This is a genomic window from Acidipropionibacterium timonense (assembly GCF_900605005.1).
Lineage (GTDB): Bacteria > Actinomycetota > Actinomycetes > Propionibacteriales > Propionibacteriaceae > Cutibacterium > Cutibacterium timonense.
The window spans coordinates 1583296-1598316 of record NZ_LR027558.1 but is presented as its reverse complement, the minus strand read 5'-3'; the positions used below and the strand labels follow the sequence as shown (position 1 = coordinate 1598316).

Here is a 15021-nt window from a genome sequence, read left to right as displayed (position 1 = left end):
CCGGCCGCTGGCGGCGTGCCCCGCCGATCCCGGCTCATCGGGCCGGGGCAGCTCATCGCGGCGCGTCGGGTCGACCAGCGCGACGTGTCTCAGGTCGTGACCTGCGCGTCCTGTTCCGCGTAGCGTCCGGCCAGGGTGCCGCACGCCACGAGCTGGGTCATGTGGAAGATCATGAGCGGCAGGACGATGAGTCCGACGGGCTGACCGGCGAAGAGGACCGTGGCCATGGGGAGCCCGGTGGCCAGCGACTTCTTCGTGCCGCAGAACTGGATGGCGATGCGGTCGCCGCGGTTGAACCCGAGCCAGCCCGAGGTGGCCCAGGTGATCCACAGGGCGAAGGCGAGCAGTGCCAGGCAGACGATGACGACGACGGCCAGGGATGTCGGGCTCACCAGCGACCACATGTGTTCGCGCATCCCTGCCGAGAAGGCCGAGTAGACGACGAGGATGATGACTCCCTGGTCGACGAACTTGAGGGGTTTGCGGTGCGTCGTCACGAAGCTCGCCGTCCACCGTCGTGACAGCTGGCCGAGGACGAACGGCAGAAGCAACTGGACGATGACGTCGAGGAAAGACCTGGCGTCGATGTGCAGCCCACCGCTGGTCGTCATGAGGAACATCGCCAGCACCGGGGTGAGGAAGGTCCCGATGAGGTTCGACGTCGTCGCCGCGACGATCGCCCCGGCGACGTTGCCGTGGGCTATCGAGGTGAAGTTGATCGACGACTGCACCGTGGAGGGCACCAGACAGATCCACATCACTCCGGCGTAGAGCGCCGGCGGCAGGGCCCAGGGCACGAGGAGGCGCAGGCCGATGCCGAGCAACGGGAACATGACGAAGGTGAAGGCCATGATGAGCCCGTGCAGTCGCCAGTGACGTAGGCCAGCGAGGGTCTCGGACGGTTCCAGTCGCGCCCCGTAGAGGAAGAACAGGAGGAAGACCATGACGAGGACGCCGTCACTGACCACCGGCACCATGGGTCCGCGGGCCGGCAGCAGGGAACCGATGATCGCGCTGATGATGATGGCGAGGACGAAGCGGTCGATGGGCGGACGCCGGCGCGAACTCATGGCTGACACCCTAGGGCCCCGGGGCCGGCCTCGGCTGCGGCGGTAGGTTGTGCCGGTGGCCCGATTCATCGACATCACCGACCCGGCCGACCCGCGGCTCGCGGACTACGTGAGCCTGCGCGACGTCAGTCTGAGGCGCAGCCTGGAGGCCGCGGAGGGGCTCTTCATCGCCGAGGGGGCCAAAGTCATCCGGCGGGCGTGCGAAGCCGGGTACCGCCCGCGATCGTTCCTCCTGGCGCCGCGGTGGATCGACGGGCTGCGTGATCTGCTCGACGCCGTCGATGCCCCGGTGTACGTCCTGACCGAGTCGATGGCCGAGCAGGTCACCGGCTTCCACGTGCACCGTGGTGCGCTGGCGTCGATGGAGCGGCAGACCCGATGGAGGGCCGAGGACCTGCTGGGGGCGCGACGTCTGGTCGTCTGCGAGGACATCGTCGACCACACCAATGTCGGGGCGATCATCCGGTGCGCCGCCGGCCTGGGGTGGGACGGCGTCCTGCTGGCCCCGAGAGCAGCCGACCCGTTGTACCGCCGGGCGATCAAGACGTCGATGGGGACGGTCTTCGCCCTGCCCTGGGCGCGGCTGGAGGACTGGTCGCAGGGGCTGTTGCGGCTCAAGGAACACGGGTTCACGGTGGCGGCGATGGCGTTGTCGGACGATTCGGTGGGTCTGGACGAGTTCGCCGCCGAGCTGCGGGAGCGGCCGCGCAAGGTGGCCCTTCTCATGGGGACCGAGGGGGCGGGCCTGTCGTCGCACTGGATCGGTCAGGCCGACGTCGTCGTGCGGATTCCCATGGCGCGGGGAGTCGACTCGCTCAACGTCGCCGCCGCTGCGGCCGTCGCATGTCATGCGCTGGGTGAATAGGGCATGTCATGCGCTGGGTGAATAGGGCATGTCATGCGCTGGGTGAATAGGGCATGTCATGCGCTGGGCGAGCAACGCCCGCAGCGCGCGGGGTGACGGCCCTCAGCCCTTGGGGTGGACCGGCCAGTCGGCCGGGTAGAGGTGGTCGAGTTCGGCGTGCTGCTCGTCCAACTTGCGCCGTGATCGCTTCGACAGTCGATCGCCGAAGACGATGCCGTTGCAGTGGTCGGTCTCGTGCTGCAGGCAGCGGGCGAAGAACCCGGTGCCGGTGACGGTGACGGCGTTGCCCCAGGGATCCTGGCCCTCGCAGGTCGCCAGGTCGGGTCGGGCCAACTGCTGGAACCCGCCCGGCCACGACAGACATCCCTCGTCGTGGGCGACGAGGTGACGGTCGCGGCCCTCCGGCAGGGTGACGACCGGGTTGCAGATGGCGCCGTGGTGGACGACGTTGTCGTCGTCGGGGCAGATGTACACGAACAGTGCCAGGCTCTCGCCGACCTGCGTGGCTGCCAGGCCGACCCCGTCTGCGGCGTCCATGGTGGCGAACATGTCGCGGATGAGGGTGTGCAGGTCGTCGTCGAACTGCGTGATCGGTGCCGTCCTCGCGTGGAGCACGGGCTCACCCCACCGGGTCACCCGGCGCAGGGTCCCCCCGGTGAGGAGGTCCTCCCAGCGGGGGTCGTCGTTGGGGGTGTGCTTGCGCATGGCTACTCCTCGCGATGTCGCCGTGGGCGGTCCGACCGGCGACGTGATGGCTGTTCGACCGTTCATTGTGGCACGCCGGCCGGCCCGGTCGGGACCGTCCTCAGCCCAGCGTGGGTCCGACGAGCACCCGGCTGGCGCCGTGGTACGCCAGCACCAGCTCGCGTCGGGCGCCGTCCTCACCGAGGGTGAGGCACTCGACGGTCCCCTCGGCCCGGTCTGCCACCCACACGCGGGAGCCATCACTGGTGAGGTCGCGGGGGTGACGTCCGGACAGCGGGACCTCGTCGGTCAGGGTGAGTCGGCCGAACCTCCCTCGCAGGACGCCGAGCGTGCCGGTCCCGCGGTTGGCGACGAGGAGGGTCCCGTCGGGCCCCGGGACCAGCCCCGAGGGGACTGCTCCCGGCTGCCGGGATGTCGGCGTCTCCACGACCGGACGCCACTGCCGCGCCCAGGCGTCCTCACCGGCCGGGCGCGACCAGCTGAACACCGAGCCTGACAACTCACCGGTGACGGTGAGGACCTGTTTGCCGCCGTCCCGACGCAGCACGGCGTGCCGGGGTCCCAGTCCGGCGGGCGTCCTCAGCTCGCCGACCTGCTCCAGACCGGCGTCGGAGAGCCGCAGGATGCGCACGAGGTCGGAGCCGAGGTCGCACAGCGCGAGGTGGGTGCGGTCGAGCCAGAGGATGTGGTGGGCGTGGGCGCCGGCCTGGCGGTCGGCGACCGGTCCGTGTCCCTCGAATCCGCACCGGGTGAGCACGTGCGGTGGACGGCCCCACGAGTCGAGGTCGACGAGGCTCACCTCGCCCGATCCGTAGTGCGCCACCGCCAGGATCCGCCCGGTGGGGTCGAGGGCGGCATGGCACGGCTCACCGCCGACGAGGTCGAGGTCTGCCTCGACCGTCGGACATTCCCCTGGACGCACCAGCCACAGGTGATGATCCCGTTCGCCGATGACCGCCAGACGGTCGCCGACCGGCGTCACCCAGCTCGCGTCACCGAGGGTGAGCGCGCCGGTCTGCTCGGCGGTGGGCGCGGGCTCGCCGTCCGGTTGCTCCGGCCAGGAGACCAGCCAGGTCGAGATGCCGCCGGTGCCGTGGGGAGTCGTCGTTCCGCAGATGAGGACGGGGGTGCGCTGCATGGGGTGAGCCTAGAACCTCGACGCGTCGACGTCGGGGTGGGACAGTGGAGCCGATGACGACCACTGTTCCTGCTGCCCTCGGCGTGCCGATCGACGACTTCTGCGACCACCTCGTGGCGATCCGGCGTTCGGCGAACACCGTGCGTGCCTACCGGCGCGACCTCGAGGGGCTCATGGTGCATGCTCACGAGCACGGCATCACCAGACTGGCCGAGGTCGACCTGGCCGAACTCCGTGACTGGCTGGCCGCATCGCGCCAGGGCGGGGCCTCCCCGGCGACGATGCAGCGGCACTGGGCCAGTGCCCGCAGCTTCTTCCGCTGGGCGCGCGCCGAGGGCCTCGTCGACACCGACCCCGCTGCCGGGCTGAGAGCCGCCAAGGTGCCACGGCGACTGCCGAAGGTGCTCACCGCCGACCAGGCCCGCAGGGTCATGGACGACGCCGTCGCCCGGGCCGGCGACGACCCCACGCCTCGAGGTCGCCGCGACGCCGCCATCCTCGAGGTGCTCTACGCCGGGGGAGTGCGTGTCTCGGAACTGTGCGGGCTCGACCTCGACGACCTCGACCGGGACCGCGACACGATCCGCGTGACGGGCAAGGGCGACAAGGAACGCACCGTGCCGCTGGGTGCCCCGGCCTGGGCCGCCCTCGACCGGTGGCTGGCCCGGCGCGGGGAATGGGTGACGCCGGCCTCGGGCCGGGCAGTCCTCCTTGGAACCCGGGGTGGCCGCATCGACCAGCGGGTCGTCCGGCGGATCGTCCACCAGCACCTTCGTCTCGACGACGACGCACCCGACCTCGGCCCCCACGGGCTGCGACACGCCATGGCCACCCACCTGCTCGAGGGCGGGGCAGACCTCAGATCGGTCCAGGAGATGCTCGGGCACGAGTCGTTGTCTACGACGCAGATCTACACCCACGTGTCGACCGAACGTCTGCGTGCCGCCTTCGAGCGCGCGCACCCCCGGGCCTGACAGCCGGCGCATCGACCCCTCACCTGCCCAGATCCTCACCTGCCCAGATAGGGAACCGGGTCGATGAGGGTCCCGTCCCGCTCCAGCCCCAGGTGGAGGTGACACCCGGTGGAGTAGCCGGTCGACCCCACCTGACCCAGGCTCTGGCCACGCAGGACCACCGTGCCGACCGGTGGCCCCGAGGAGGCCAGGTGGTTGTAGGTGGTGCGCACGTGCACTCCACCGACACGTCCATGGTCGACGACGACCCGGTGTCCCCAGGCGCGGTTGTAGCCCGACCACACGACGCGCCCCGAGTACCCGGCGCGCACCGGCGTCCCGCACGGGGACGCGAGGTCGACGCCGTCGTGCAGCTTGCGGACCCCGGTCACCGGGTGCACCCGCATCCCGAAGGGGGAGGAGACCGGCCCGGAGGTCGGCCGTAGCATCGTCGACGTCCTGCCCGAGGCCGATGGCAGACCCCGGGGGTCGGTGACCTCCTGCGGGCCGGGATCGGGCGGGGGAGCGGGGCGACTTCCGGCCGGCAGCAACCGCACCGGCACGAACCCCAACAGCGACAAGGGGTTCTCGTACGTCGTGCCGCGCTTGAGGCCCCAGTGCAGGCAGCTCGTCGCGCAGTCGCCCCCGCCTGCCAGGTGTCCGAGGACCTGCCCCGGGTGGACGACGTCGCCCACCTCGACGGCCGGATCGACCGGCTGGTGGGTCACCCGACGCCCGTCGGCCATGAGGACGACGACGACCGGCCGGTCCACGACGACCCCGGCCACGACGACGACCCCCGGTGTCACAGAGCGCACGGGGGTGCCCACGGGGGCGGCGATGTCGACCCCCCGATGTCCGGGCAACCACGGCTTGTCGGGTGGGTCGAAGGGTCGCACGACCGGACCGGGCACCGGTGGGTCGGATCGTCCGGCGGCCATGGCCACCGTCGGCGCCGGCACGTCGACGAGGACGGCCAGGAGCAGCGCGACGAGCCACAGGACGAGGAGCAGGCCGGGGTGTCGGGGCTGATCGGGAGCCGGCCGACAGGTCCGGCCGGCGGGGGGCGGGCCTGGCTCTTNCGGGAGACGGGGGCGGGTCATGATGGGTCCTCATGCCACAGTTATCGGGGCGGCGGCGGATTTTCGGCACCGAGATGCGAATCTGTGGACAACCCGCACGATCGGCGTCCAGCCCCTTGTGGACAACCTGCGGCGTCGTCCGTCGTGGTCCCGGTCGCACCTACTCTGGTCCCATGATCTGGGATCGCGACATCCTCGTCCTGCAACAGGTGCGCTCCGTGTTCTCCGCCGACTTCGACATCGTCGACGGGCAGGGCGTCCGCGTCGGCACGATCCTCACCACGGACCCGCTGCTCGTTCGCCTCGTCCTGGGCAACCGCAGCCTCGAGGTCCGCGACGATGCCGGCGTCCCCTGTCTGCTCGTCCACGACAAGGTGTCCTTCGGCCGGGACCGGATGGACATCCTCGGCCCCGACGGTGCGCGTCTGGCCGAGATCCTCAAGCGGATCACCGTCATGCGTCCGCATGTCACCATCACCCTCGAGGACGGCCTGCAACTCGAGCTGCGCGGAAGCATCCTCGAACGGGAGTTCACCGTCGAGACCGAGCAGGGCATCGTCGCCTCCGTCAGCCGCCGGTTGCCCAGCCTGTCGAGTCTCCTCCTCGAGCGCGACCACTACATCCTCCAGTTCGTGCCCGGCCTGCCGGGCCGACTCCGAGCCGCCGTCCTGGGTGGAGTCATCGGCAGCGACCTGTCGCTGACGAAGCAACGGAACCAGAGCTGAGGCCGCCGGCCGGCGTCGGGTCGACGGTCTAACACCGGGCCCCGGCGGACCCTCGACCTCATGGCTGATGGCCTCGGATGGAGCCCGGACCACCTCATGACATACACTGGCCCGGCAGTCCGAGACACCTCGGGCTGACTTCGCATGCGTCCGTCCTCACCGAGGGTCGGTCCCAACAGGTCCCGCGTCCGCGCGGGCAGAGCCCGGCGACGCATCAGGCGACGGCGAGCCCGCCGTCGGACAACCGTTCGGTGCACCACGAGTGCGCCCTGACATGGAAGGACACGGTCATGGCCGTCGTCACCACTCGCCAGCTCCTCGAGAGCGGCGTCCACTTCGGACACCAGACCCGCCGCTGGAACCCCAAGATGAAGCGCTTCATCTTCACCGAGCGCAACGGCATCTACATCATCGACCTGCACCAGTCGCTGACCTACATCGACAAGGCCTACGCCTTCGTCAAGGAGACCGTCGCCAAGGGTGGCCAGATCCTCTTCGTCGGCACGAAGAAGCAGGCCCAGGAGACCATCGCCGAGCAGGCGAACCGCGTCGGGATGCCGTACGTCAACCAGCGCTGGCTCGGTGGGATGCTCACGAACTTCCAGACCATCTCGACCCGGATCGCCCGGCTCAAGGAGCTCGAGGCGATGGACTTCGACAAGGTCTCCGGCTCCGGTCTCACGAAGAAGGAGCTGCTCATGCTCTCCCGTGAGAAGGACAAGCTCGCCAAGGACCTCGGCGGCATCCGCGACATGGGCAAGGTGCCCCAGGCCGTGTGGATCGTCGACACCAAGAAGGAGCACCTGGCCATCGACGAGGCCCGCAAGCTCCACATCCCGGTCGTCGCCATCCTCGACACCAACTGCGACCCCGACGAGGTCGACCACGCCATCCCCGGCAACGACGACGCCATCCGTTCGGTCTCGCTGCTGACCCGGATCATCGCCGACGCCGTCGCCGAGGGCCTCATGGCCCGTTCCCAGGCCTCCACCGGCGACGAGTCCGCACCGGCCGCCGAGCCCATGCCCGACTGGGAGCGTGAGTTGCTCGAGGGCAAGGACGAGGCCGCCACGACCGAGGCCACCGACGCCCAGGCGACCGAGCTGGCCAAGGACGTCACCGTCGCCGCCGAGAACGTCGCCGAGGCCGCCCCGGCCGCGGACGAGTCCCACTGACAACTCCCACTGACGACCGAGAGGAACACATCCCATGGCCATCAAGGCTGCTGATGTCAAGAAGCTCCGCGACGCCACCGGCGCCGGAATGATGGACGCCAAGAAGGCTCTCACCGAGGCCGACGGCGACTTCGACAAGGCCGTCGACATCCTGCGTGTCGCCGGTCAGGCCAAGGCCGCCAAGCGCTCCGAGCGTGAGGCCTCCAACGGCCTGGTCTCCGCCTCCGGCAATGCCCTGGTGCATGTCGGCTCCGAGACCGACTTCGTCGCCAAGAATGACGAGTTCATCGCCGCCGCCGCCCAGATCGCCCAGGCGGTCGAGGCCGCCAAGGCCGACTCGAAGGACGCCGCCAACGAGGCCACCTTGGCCGACGGTCGCACCGTCGCGCAGACCTTGGCCGAGCTCGCCGCCAAGATCGGCGAGAAGATCGAGCTGGCCGACGCCGCCTACTTCGAGGGCACGACCCAGGTGTACCTGCACCGTCGCTCCCAGGACCTGCCGCCGCAGGTCGGCGTCATGGTCGAGTACTCCGGTGACGACGCCGACGCCATCCACGGCACCTGCCTGCAGATCGCCGCGATGAGCCCGCGCTGGCTGTCCCGCGAGGAGGTCCCGGCAGACGTCGTCGAGCACGAGCGCACCGTGGCCGCCGACATCGCTCGCGAGGAGGGCAAGCCGGAGAAGATCATCGACCGCATCGTCGAGGGTCGCCTCGGTGGCTTCTTCAAGGAGAACTGCCTGCTCGAGCAGCCGGCCATCTCCGACGACAAGAAGACCGTCGCCGACCTGCTCAAGGCCGCCGGCGTCACGGTGACCCGTTTCGTGCGGTTCTCCGCCGGCGAGTGAGCTGAATCCCTGACGCTCGTGGGGCCCCACCGCTGAGGTGGGGCCCCACGAGCATTCCTGCCGACGACGCCTCCTGCGAACGACCCCTCCTGCCCCGAGGTCCCGGTCCGGCCGGCGTCGGCCCCAGCCATCGGGCGGAACCGACTGCGGGCACGATAGGCTGGAGCGACGCAACCGCGAGCAAGGAGTGCCGATGCCCACTGCCTATCACCGTGTCCTGCTGAAGCTGTCCGGCGAGGTCTTCGGCGGCGGAGGGGTCGGCGTCGACCCGGACGTCGTCGACGGCAAGGCCCAGGAGATCGCCAGGATCGTCGAGGAGGGCACCCAGGTGGCCATCGTCGTCGGTGGCGGCAACTTCTTCCGCGGCGCCGAGCTCCAGCAGCACGGCATGGACCGTGACCGGGCCGACTACATGGGCATGCTCGGCACCGTCATGAACTGCCTGGCCCTCCAGGACTTCCTCGAGAAGACGGGGGTTCCCACCCGCGTCCAGACCGCCATCAACATGGCCCAGGTCGCCGAGCCGTACATCCCGAGGCGGGCCGAGCGACACCTCGAGAAGGGTCGTGTCGTCATCTTCGGTGCCGGATCGGGCATGCCCTACTTCTCGACCGACACCGTGGCCGCCCAGCGGGCCCTCGAGATCGGCGCCGACGCCCTCCTCATGGGCAAGCAGGGGGTCGACGGCGTCTACGACAAGGACCCCAAGAAGGACCCGACCGCCCGCAAGTTCGACGAACTCAGCTACGACGAGTTTCTCTCCCGCGACCTCAAGGTGGCCGACGCCACCGCCGTGGCCATGGCCCGTGACAACGATCTCACGATGATCTTCTTCAACCTCGAGACGCCGGGCAACATCGCCCGCGTCGTGGCCGGCGAGCCGATCGGCACCACCGTCCACGCCTGACCCGACCGCACCCGGTCAACCATGCACCCATCGACCCACACACGGACATCACTACGGAAGGACCCCACCGTGAGCGAGGACATCATCAAGGACGCCGGCACCAAGATGGAGGCTGCCGTCGCGCACGCCCGTGAGGAGTTCGCCGCGATCCGCACCGGCCGGGCGAATCCGGCGATGTTCAACAAGATCATGGTCGAGTACTACGGCACCCCGACCCCGCTGCAGCAGCTCGCCACCTTCCAGGTGCCCGAGGCGCGCACCGTCCTCATCGTCCCCTTCGACAAGAGCTCGGTCAACGCCGTCGAGAAGGCCGTGCGTGACTCCGACCTCGGCGTCAACCCGTCGACCGACGGGAACGTCGTGCGCTGCGTCCTGCCCGCCCTCACCGAGGAGCGCCGCAAGGAGTACATCAAGATGGCCAAGGCCAAGGCCGAGGAGGGGCGCATCGCGGTGCGCAACATCCGTCGCGCCTCCAACGACGTCGTCAAGAAGCAGCAGAAGGACAAGGAGATCTCCGAGGACGACCTCACCCGTCTGGAGAAGGAGCTCGACCAGGTGACGAAGCGTCACGTCGAGCAGATCGACACCCTGCTCAAGGACAAGGAGCAGGAGCTCCTCGAGATCTGAGGCACGGGTGAGCTCGACGAGTCCGGCCGACGGCGTCACCACCTCGGGGACGCCGCGGTCGTCGCGTGCCGGGCGCAACCTGCCGGCCGCCATCATCACCGGGGTCATCCTGGCGGGGGCGGTCGTCGGCACGGTCGGCTGGTGGCACTGGGGGTTCGTCCTGCTCATGGCCGCAGCGCTCAGTGCCGGTGCCGTGGAGCTGCACCGCGCCATGAGGCGGATCGGCATGGTCTCGGCGGTCGTCCCCATCTGCGTGGGCACCGCGGCCATGGTCATCGGGGCCTACGCGGCGCGGACGACGGATCTCGGCATCGCCTCGAACACCCTGCTCATCGCGGCGCTCGGGCTCACGACGGCGATCTCCATGCTGTGGCGGCTGCCCCGCGGCCATGAGGGATTCGTCCAGGACGCCGCCGCCAGCCTGCTCACCATCGCCTACCTGCCGCTGCTCGGCTGCTTCGTGCCGCTCATGATGGCCGATGACCAGGGGCCGAAACGCATCATCACCTGGCTGCTGTGCATCATCGGCTCGGACACCGGCGGATATGCCGTCGGCGTCCTGCTGGGCAGGCACCCCATGGCCCCGCACATCAGTCCGAAGAAGAGCTGGGAGGGGATGGCCGGATCGGTCGTCACCGCGATGCTCGTGGCGACCGGTTGCGTCGTCTGGCTGCTCCACGCCCCGGTGTGGATCGGTCCGATCCTGGGTCTGACGATGGCGGTCTTCGGCACGACCGGGGACCTCATCGAGTCGCTCATCAAGCGCGACGTCGGCATCAAGGACATGTCGAACTTCCTGCCCGGTCATGGTGGCGTCATGGACCGACTCGACTCACTGCTCTTCTCGGCGCCGGCAGCCTGGCTCGTCCTGTCGCTGTGCCTGTGATCTCCGGGGTCCCGTGATCCTCGCGGGCCCGTGACCTGCCAGAACGGAACATCATGACCGACACCCCCCGCCCCGCCGTCTCGACGTCCGGCCTCGTCCTGCCGACGACGCCGCTGGCCGAACCGGGCACCGAGATGCCCCTGGTCGTCAGGACCCCGAGCCGTGCCCGGCCGCCGCGCCACTGGATCGACCTGACGGCGGACGAGCGCATCGAGGCCGTCAAGGAGCTGGGCCTTCCCGCCTTCCGGGCCAGGCAGATCAACGCCCACGTCCTCGAACGCTACGAGGTCGACCCGACGGCATGGACCGATCTGCCGGCGTCGGTCCGTCAGGAGGTGGCCGATGCCTGGTTCCCGACGATGCTCACCGAGGTGTCCCGACAGTCCTGCGACGGTGGGATGACCGTCAAGACCCTGTGGCGCCTCCATGGCGGGGCCCTCGTCGAGTCCGTCCTCATGCACTACCCGGCCACCCGACACTCGTCCGCCCGCACGACCCTGTGCATCTCGTCCCAGGCGGGCTGCGGCATGGCCTGCCCGTTCTGCGCCACCGGTCAGGGCGGGATCCAGCGCAACATGTCGACCGCCGAGATCGTCAGCCAGGTGCTCGCCGCGAACCGGCTGCTGCTGTCCGGTGGGGTTCCCGACGCGCACGAGCGGGTGCACAACATCGTCTTCATGGGCATGGGCGAGCCCATGGCCAACTACAAGTCGGTGCTCCAGGCCGTGCGGACCCTCACCGCCCCGACCCCCGACGGCATCGGGATGAGCGCCCGCGCCCTCACCGTCTCCACCGTCGGTCTCGTGCCACGGATCCGTGCGCTCACCGCCGAGGGCATCCCGGTCACCCTGGCGGTGTCCCTGCACGCCCCGGACGACGAGTTGCGCGACGAGCTCATCCCGGTCAACCGGCGCTGGAAGGTCGACGAGCTGCTCGACGCCGCCTGGGACTACGCCGGCACGACCAAGCGGCGTGTCTCGATCGAGTACGCCCTCATGCGTGACATCAACGACCAGGCCGACCGCGCCGCCGTTCTGGCCAGGCAGATCCGACGCCGTGGCGACTGGACCTGGGCCCACGTCAACCTCATCCCGCTCAACCCGACCCCCGGGTCGAGGTGGACGGCGTCGCGCCGGGAGGACCAGGACGCCTTCGTCGCCACCCTCGAAAGGTGGCGGATCCCCGTGACGATCCGTGACACGAGGGGCTCGGACATCGACGGCGCGTGTGGCCAGCTCGCCGCCAAGGGTCGCATCGACGAGCTCGGCGTCTGAGCCGTGCCGGTCCAGCGGTTCCGATGGGCGGACCGCCGGCCCGCAGACGTCCCGGCGCGGCATCCAGCAGGTGAGCATCCGTCGGATGGCCCCTGGGCCGATGTCACAATCGGCCCATCCTCATTGACGACGCACAGGAGGTTCATGGAGATGGACACCCAGCTCGAGCACACCTACGAGATGGTCCTGCGCCGCAACCCGGGGGAGGCCGAGTTCCATCAGGCCGTCCGGGAGATCTTCGAGTCCTTGGGCCCGGTGCTGCGCAAGAACCCCCAGTACGTCGAGTCGATGGTCCTGTCGCGCATCTGCGAGCCGGAACGTCAGATCATCTTCCGGGTGCCGTGGGTCGACGACGCCGGCCGGGTGCGCATCAACCGGGGATTCCGGGTGGAGTACTCCTCGGTCCTGGGGCCGTACAAGGGCGGGCTGCGGTTCCATCCGTCGGTGTACCTGGGCACCATCAAGTTCCTCGGCTTCGAGCAGGTGTTCAAGAACGCCCTCACCGGGATGCCGATCGGCGGGGCCAAGGGAGGCTCCGACTTCGACCCGCACGAGGCCTCCGAGGCCGAGGTCATGAGGTTCTGCCAGTCCTTCATGACCGAGCTGTACCGTCACCTCGGCGAGCACACCGATGTGCCGGCCGGGGACATCGGCGTCGGCGGCCGCGAGATCGGGTTCCTCTTCGGGCAGTACAAGCGCATCACCAACCGTCACGAGTCGGGGGTCCTCACCGGGAAGGGGCTCACCTGGGGCGGGTCCCTCGTGCGAACCGAGGCCACCGGCTACGGGACGGTCTTCTTCGTGCAGCGGATGCTCGGCACCGCCGGCCAGGACCTCGACGGCAGGCGGGTGGCCGTCTCCGGGTCGGGAAATGTCGCCATCTACGCCATCGAGAAGGCCCAGGCGCTCGGCGCGACCGTCGTGGCGTGCTCGGACTCCAGTGGATACGTCGTCGACGAGGACGGCATCGACGTGGATCTGCTCAAGCAGGTCAAGGAGGTCGAGCGGGCTCGCATCAGCCAGTACGCCGAGCGTCGTGGCTCTGCCGAGTTCCGGACCGCCGGGTCGATCTGGGACGTCCCGGTCGACGTCGCCCTGCCGTGTGCCACGCAGAACGAGCTCGACGGATCGGCCGCGTCGAGCCTCGTCCGCAATGGCGTGGTGGCCGTGGCCGAGGGCGCGAACATGCCGTGCACCCCGGAGGCGGTGCACGCCTTCAAGGAGGCCGGTGTGCTCTTCGCCCCCGGCAAGGCGTCGAACGCCGGTGGCGTGGCGACGTCGGCGCTCGAGATGCAGCAGAACGCGGCCCGGGACTCCTGGGGATTCGAGGAGACGGAGGCGCGGTTGCAGCAGATCATGGCTGACATCCATGACCGCTGCATGGAGACCGCCGAGGCCTACGGTCAGCCGGGCGACTACGTCATGGGGGGCGAACATCGCCGGGTTCACCAAGGTCGCCGACGCGGTCATCGCCATGGGCGTGGTGTGAACCACGCCCTGGTTCGGGGGCGGTGCGTGGTGTGGACCACGCCCTGGTTCGGGGGCGGTGCGTGGTGTGGACCACGCCCTGGTTCGGGGGCGGTGCGTGGTGTGGACCACGCCCTGGTTCGGGGCGATCAGGGGACCATCGACAGGAAGACGAAGGCCGCCAGGACGACGAGGTGCAGTTCGCCGTGCAGTCGCGTCACGCGTTGTCCCGAGACGGTGAGAGTGCCGATGACGAGGGTCGTCGCCAGGAGGACGAGCTGGAGGTTGCCCAGTCCCAGTTCGAGTCGGGTGTGGAGGAAGGGCGACAGGGCGGCGAGGGTCGGGATGGTGAGGCCGATGCTCGCCATGGCCGAACCCAGGGCCAGGTTGATCCCCACCTGGAGGTGCCCGCGCCGGGCTGCATTGCGCGCGGCGAGGGTCTCCGGCGCCAGGACGAGCAGTGCGATGACGACGCCGACGAAGGACTCCGGCAGCCCGACCCCCTTGACCGCCGACTCGATGGCCGGCGACTCCACCTTGGCCAGCCCGACGACGGCGACGAGGGCGCACAGGAGCAGGCCGAGGCTGGTGAGGGCGACATCGGTTCGAGGAGGCTCGGCGTGGTCGGCGGGCTCGATGACCGCCCCGGCCCGGTCGAGCGGCAGGAAGAAGTCACGGTGTCGTACGGACTGGGTCGTCACGAAGACGCCGTAGACGACGATCGAGGCCACCGCCTCGAAGACGAGTTGCGAGTTCGTGAGGTAGGGCCCCTCCGCCGAAGTCGTGAACCTCGGCACGACCAGGGTGAGGACGGCCAGGACGGCAACGGTCGACAGCGCCGCCTCCGAGCCCTCCTCGTTGATCATCCCGGTGCGGCCCTTCCCCGTCCCGGCGAGGATGGCCAGGCCGAGAATCCCGTTGCACGTGATCATGACGGCCGAGAACACCGTGTCACGGGCCAGGGACGAGGTCCCCGATCCGTCGGAGGTCATGAGCATGACGATGAGCCCGACCTCGATGACGGTGACGGCCACGGCCAAGAGGAGGGAACCGAACGGTTCCCCGACCTTCGCGGCGACGATCTCGGCGTGTTCGACCGCCGCCATGACCGATGCGGCGAGCACCGCCGCCACGAGCACACCGACGAGGATCGGCAGGTCCCGGTGCCAGGTCGCGGCCAGGGTGAGCAGCCCCATCGGCGGCACCCATGTGGTCCATCGTCGGAGGGCGGCGCGGGGCGAGGCAGGCATGGTCGTCGACATCACTTTCATGATACCGACCGTGGGTGAGCTTTCAAGCA

General features: G+C 69.6%; 14 protein-coding genes and 1 pseudogene. 10 read left to right on the top strand and 5 right to left on the bottom strand.

Annotated elements, in window-relative coordinates; all coding sequences use genetic code 11:
* Positions 1-89: 89 nt before the first annotated feature.
* Positions 90-1070 carry a bile acid:sodium symporter family protein gene (locus tag E0E30_RS07475; RefSeq protein ID WP_411913996.1) on the bottom strand — a complete coding sequence of 327 codons (981 nt, stop codon included), beginning with the start codon at positions 1068-1070 and terminating at the stop codon, positions 90-92.
* A gap of 55 nt (positions 1071-1125) precedes the next feature.
* Here E0E30_RS07475 and E0E30_RS07470 point away from each other — a divergent pair, with 55 nt between their 5' ends.
* Complete coding sequence (locus E0E30_RS07470; RefSeq protein ID WP_130865763.1) at positions 1126-1935, top strand: TrmH family RNA methyltransferase; 810 nt, start codon at positions 1126-1128, stop codon at positions 1933-1935.
* A 102-nt stretch (positions 1936-2037) separates the two neighbouring features.
* Here the strand turns inward: E0E30_RS07470 and def are convergent, their stop codons facing one another.
* Positions 2038-2640, bottom strand: coding sequence for a peptide deformylase (gene def / locus E0E30_RS07465; protein ID WP_130865762.1), 603 nt, complete (start codon positions 2638-2640; stop codon positions 2038-2040).
* 100 nt (positions 2641-2740) lie between these two features.
* Positions 2741-3778 carry a lactonase family protein gene (locus tag E0E30_RS07460; RefSeq protein ID WP_130865761.1) on the bottom strand — a complete coding sequence of 346 codons (1038 nt, stop codon included), beginning with the start codon at positions 3776-3778 and terminating at the stop codon, positions 2741-2743.
* A 53-nt stretch (positions 3779-3831) separates the two neighbouring features.
* Between E0E30_RS07460 and E0E30_RS07455 the strand changes: the two genes are divergently transcribed.
* A complete protein-coding gene (locus E0E30_RS07455; protein ID WP_130865760.1) occupies positions 3832-4752 on the top strand; it encodes a tyrosine recombinase XerC in 921 nt (306 codons plus the stop codon).
* Positions 4753-4787: 35 nt separating this feature from the next.
* On the opposite strand, the gene E0E30_RS07450 is transcribed toward E0E30_RS07455, so the two are convergent.
* A complete protein-coding gene (locus E0E30_RS07450) occupies positions 4788-5672 on the bottom strand; it encodes a M23 family metallopeptidase (protein WP_459348734.1) in 885 nt (294 codons plus the stop codon).
* 314 nt (positions 5673-5986) lie between these two features.
* On the opposite strand from E0E30_RS07450, the gene E0E30_RS07445 reads away from it, so the two are divergent.
* The 8 genes and pseudogenes from E0E30_RS07445 to gdhA all read left to right on the top strand — a co-directional run bounded on the left by E0E30_RS07445 (position 5987) and on the right by gdhA (position 13743).
* The gene (locus E0E30_RS07445; RefSeq protein ID WP_167853913.1) at positions 5987-6538 is read left to right on the top strand and encodes an LURP-one-related/scramblase family protein; all 552 of its coding nucleotides are present in this window, start codon (positions 5987-5989) and stop codon (positions 6536-6538) included.
* 290 nt (positions 6539-6828) lie between these two features.
* Positions 6829-7713, top strand: a complete 885-nt coding sequence (gene rpsB, locus E0E30_RS07440) for a 30S ribosomal protein S2 (protein ID WP_130865757.1) — start codon at positions 6829-6831, stop codon at positions 7711-7713.
* A 34-nt stretch (positions 7714-7747) separates the two neighbouring features.
* Positions 7748-8560: a translation elongation factor Ts gene (gene tsf, locus E0E30_RS07435; protein ID WP_130865756.1), complete on the top strand. Its 813-nt coding sequence runs from the start codon at positions 7748-7750 to the stop codon at positions 8558-8560.
* 193 nt (positions 8561-8753) lie between these two features.
* Entirely contained in the window at positions 8754-9467 is a 714-nt protein-coding gene (pyrH, locus tag E0E30_RS07430; protein ID WP_130865755.1) for a UMP kinase, read from the top strand.
* Positions 9468-9572: 105 nt separating this feature from the next.
* Complete coding sequence (gene frr / locus E0E30_RS07425; RefSeq protein ID WP_245306664.1) at positions 9573-10094, top strand: ribosome recycling factor; 522 nt, start codon at positions 9573-9575, stop codon at positions 10092-10094.
* A gap of 7 nt (positions 10095-10101) precedes the next feature.
* Positions 10102-10980, top strand: a complete 879-nt coding sequence (locus E0E30_RS07420) for a phosphatidate cytidylyltransferase (protein ID WP_130865753.1) — start codon at positions 10102-10104, stop codon at positions 10978-10980.
* Between the two features lie 53 nt (positions 10981-11033).
* Positions 11034-12254 (top strand): dual-specificity RNA methyltransferase RlmN, encoded by a 1221-nt coding sequence (rlmN, locus tag E0E30_RS07415; protein WP_130865752.1) that lies wholly within the window; start codon positions 11034-11036, stop codon positions 12252-12254.
* 150 nt (positions 12255-12404) lie between these two features.
* Positions 12405-13743: pseudogene (gdhA, locus tag E0E30_RS07410) on the top strand (NADP-specific glutamate dehydrogenase).
* Positions 13744-13870: 127 nt separating this feature from the next.
* On the opposite strand, the gene E0E30_RS07405 reads toward gdhA, so the two are convergent.
* Complete coding sequence (locus E0E30_RS07405) at positions 13871-14983, bottom strand: calcium:cation antiporter (protein ID WP_245306543.1); 1113 nt, start codon at positions 14981-14983, stop codon at positions 13871-13873.
* Positions 14984-15021: the final 38 nt, after the last annotated feature.

Excerpts from the sequence above, each read along its gene's own strand:
- E0E30_RS07475 (WP_411913996.1), bottom strand. The coding sequence starts at position 1,070 with ATGAGTTCGCGCCGGCGTCCGCCCATCGACCGCTTCGTCCTCGCCATC.
- def (WP_130865762.1), bottom strand. The coding sequence starts at position 2,640 with ATGCGCAAGCACACCCCCAACGACGACCCCCGCTGGGAGGACCTCCTC.
- E0E30_RS07460 (WP_130865761.1), bottom strand. The coding sequence starts at position 3,778 with ATGCAGCGCACCCCCGTCCTCATCTGCGGAACGACGACTCCCCACGGC.
- E0E30_RS07455 (WP_130865760.1), top strand. The coding sequence starts at position 3,832 with ATGACGACCACTGTTCCTGCTGCCCTCGGCGTGCCGATCGACGACTTC.
- E0E30_RS07450 (WP_459348734.1), bottom strand. The coding sequence starts at position 5,672 with ATGGCCGCCGGACGATCCGACCCACCGGTGCCCGGTCCGGTCGTGCGA.
- E0E30_RS07445 (WP_167853913.1), top strand. The coding sequence starts at position 5,987 with ATGATCTGGGATCGCGACATCCTCGTCCTGCAACAGGTGCGCTCCGTG.
- rpsB (WP_130865757.1), top strand. The coding sequence starts at position 6,829 with ATGGCCGTCGTCACCACTCGCCAGCTCCTCGAGAGCGGCGTCCACTTC.
- tsf (WP_130865756.1), top strand. The coding sequence starts at position 7,748 with ATGGCCATCAAGGCTGCTGATGTCAAGAAGCTCCGCGACGCCACCGGC.
- pyrH (WP_130865755.1), top strand. The coding sequence starts at position 8,754 with ATGCCCACTGCCTATCACCGTGTCCTGCTGAAGCTGTCCGGCGAGGTC.
- frr (WP_245306664.1), top strand. The coding sequence starts at position 9,573 with ATGGAGGCTGCCGTCGCGCACGCCCGTGAGGAGTTCGCCGCGATCCGC.
- rlmN (WP_130865752.1), top strand. The coding sequence starts at position 11,034 with ATGACCGACACCCCCCGCCCCGCCGTCTCGACGTCCGGCCTCGTCCTG.
- E0E30_RS07405 (WP_245306543.1), bottom strand. The coding sequence starts at position 14,983 with ATGTCGACGACCATGCCTGCCTCGCCCCGCGCCGCCCTCCGACGATGG.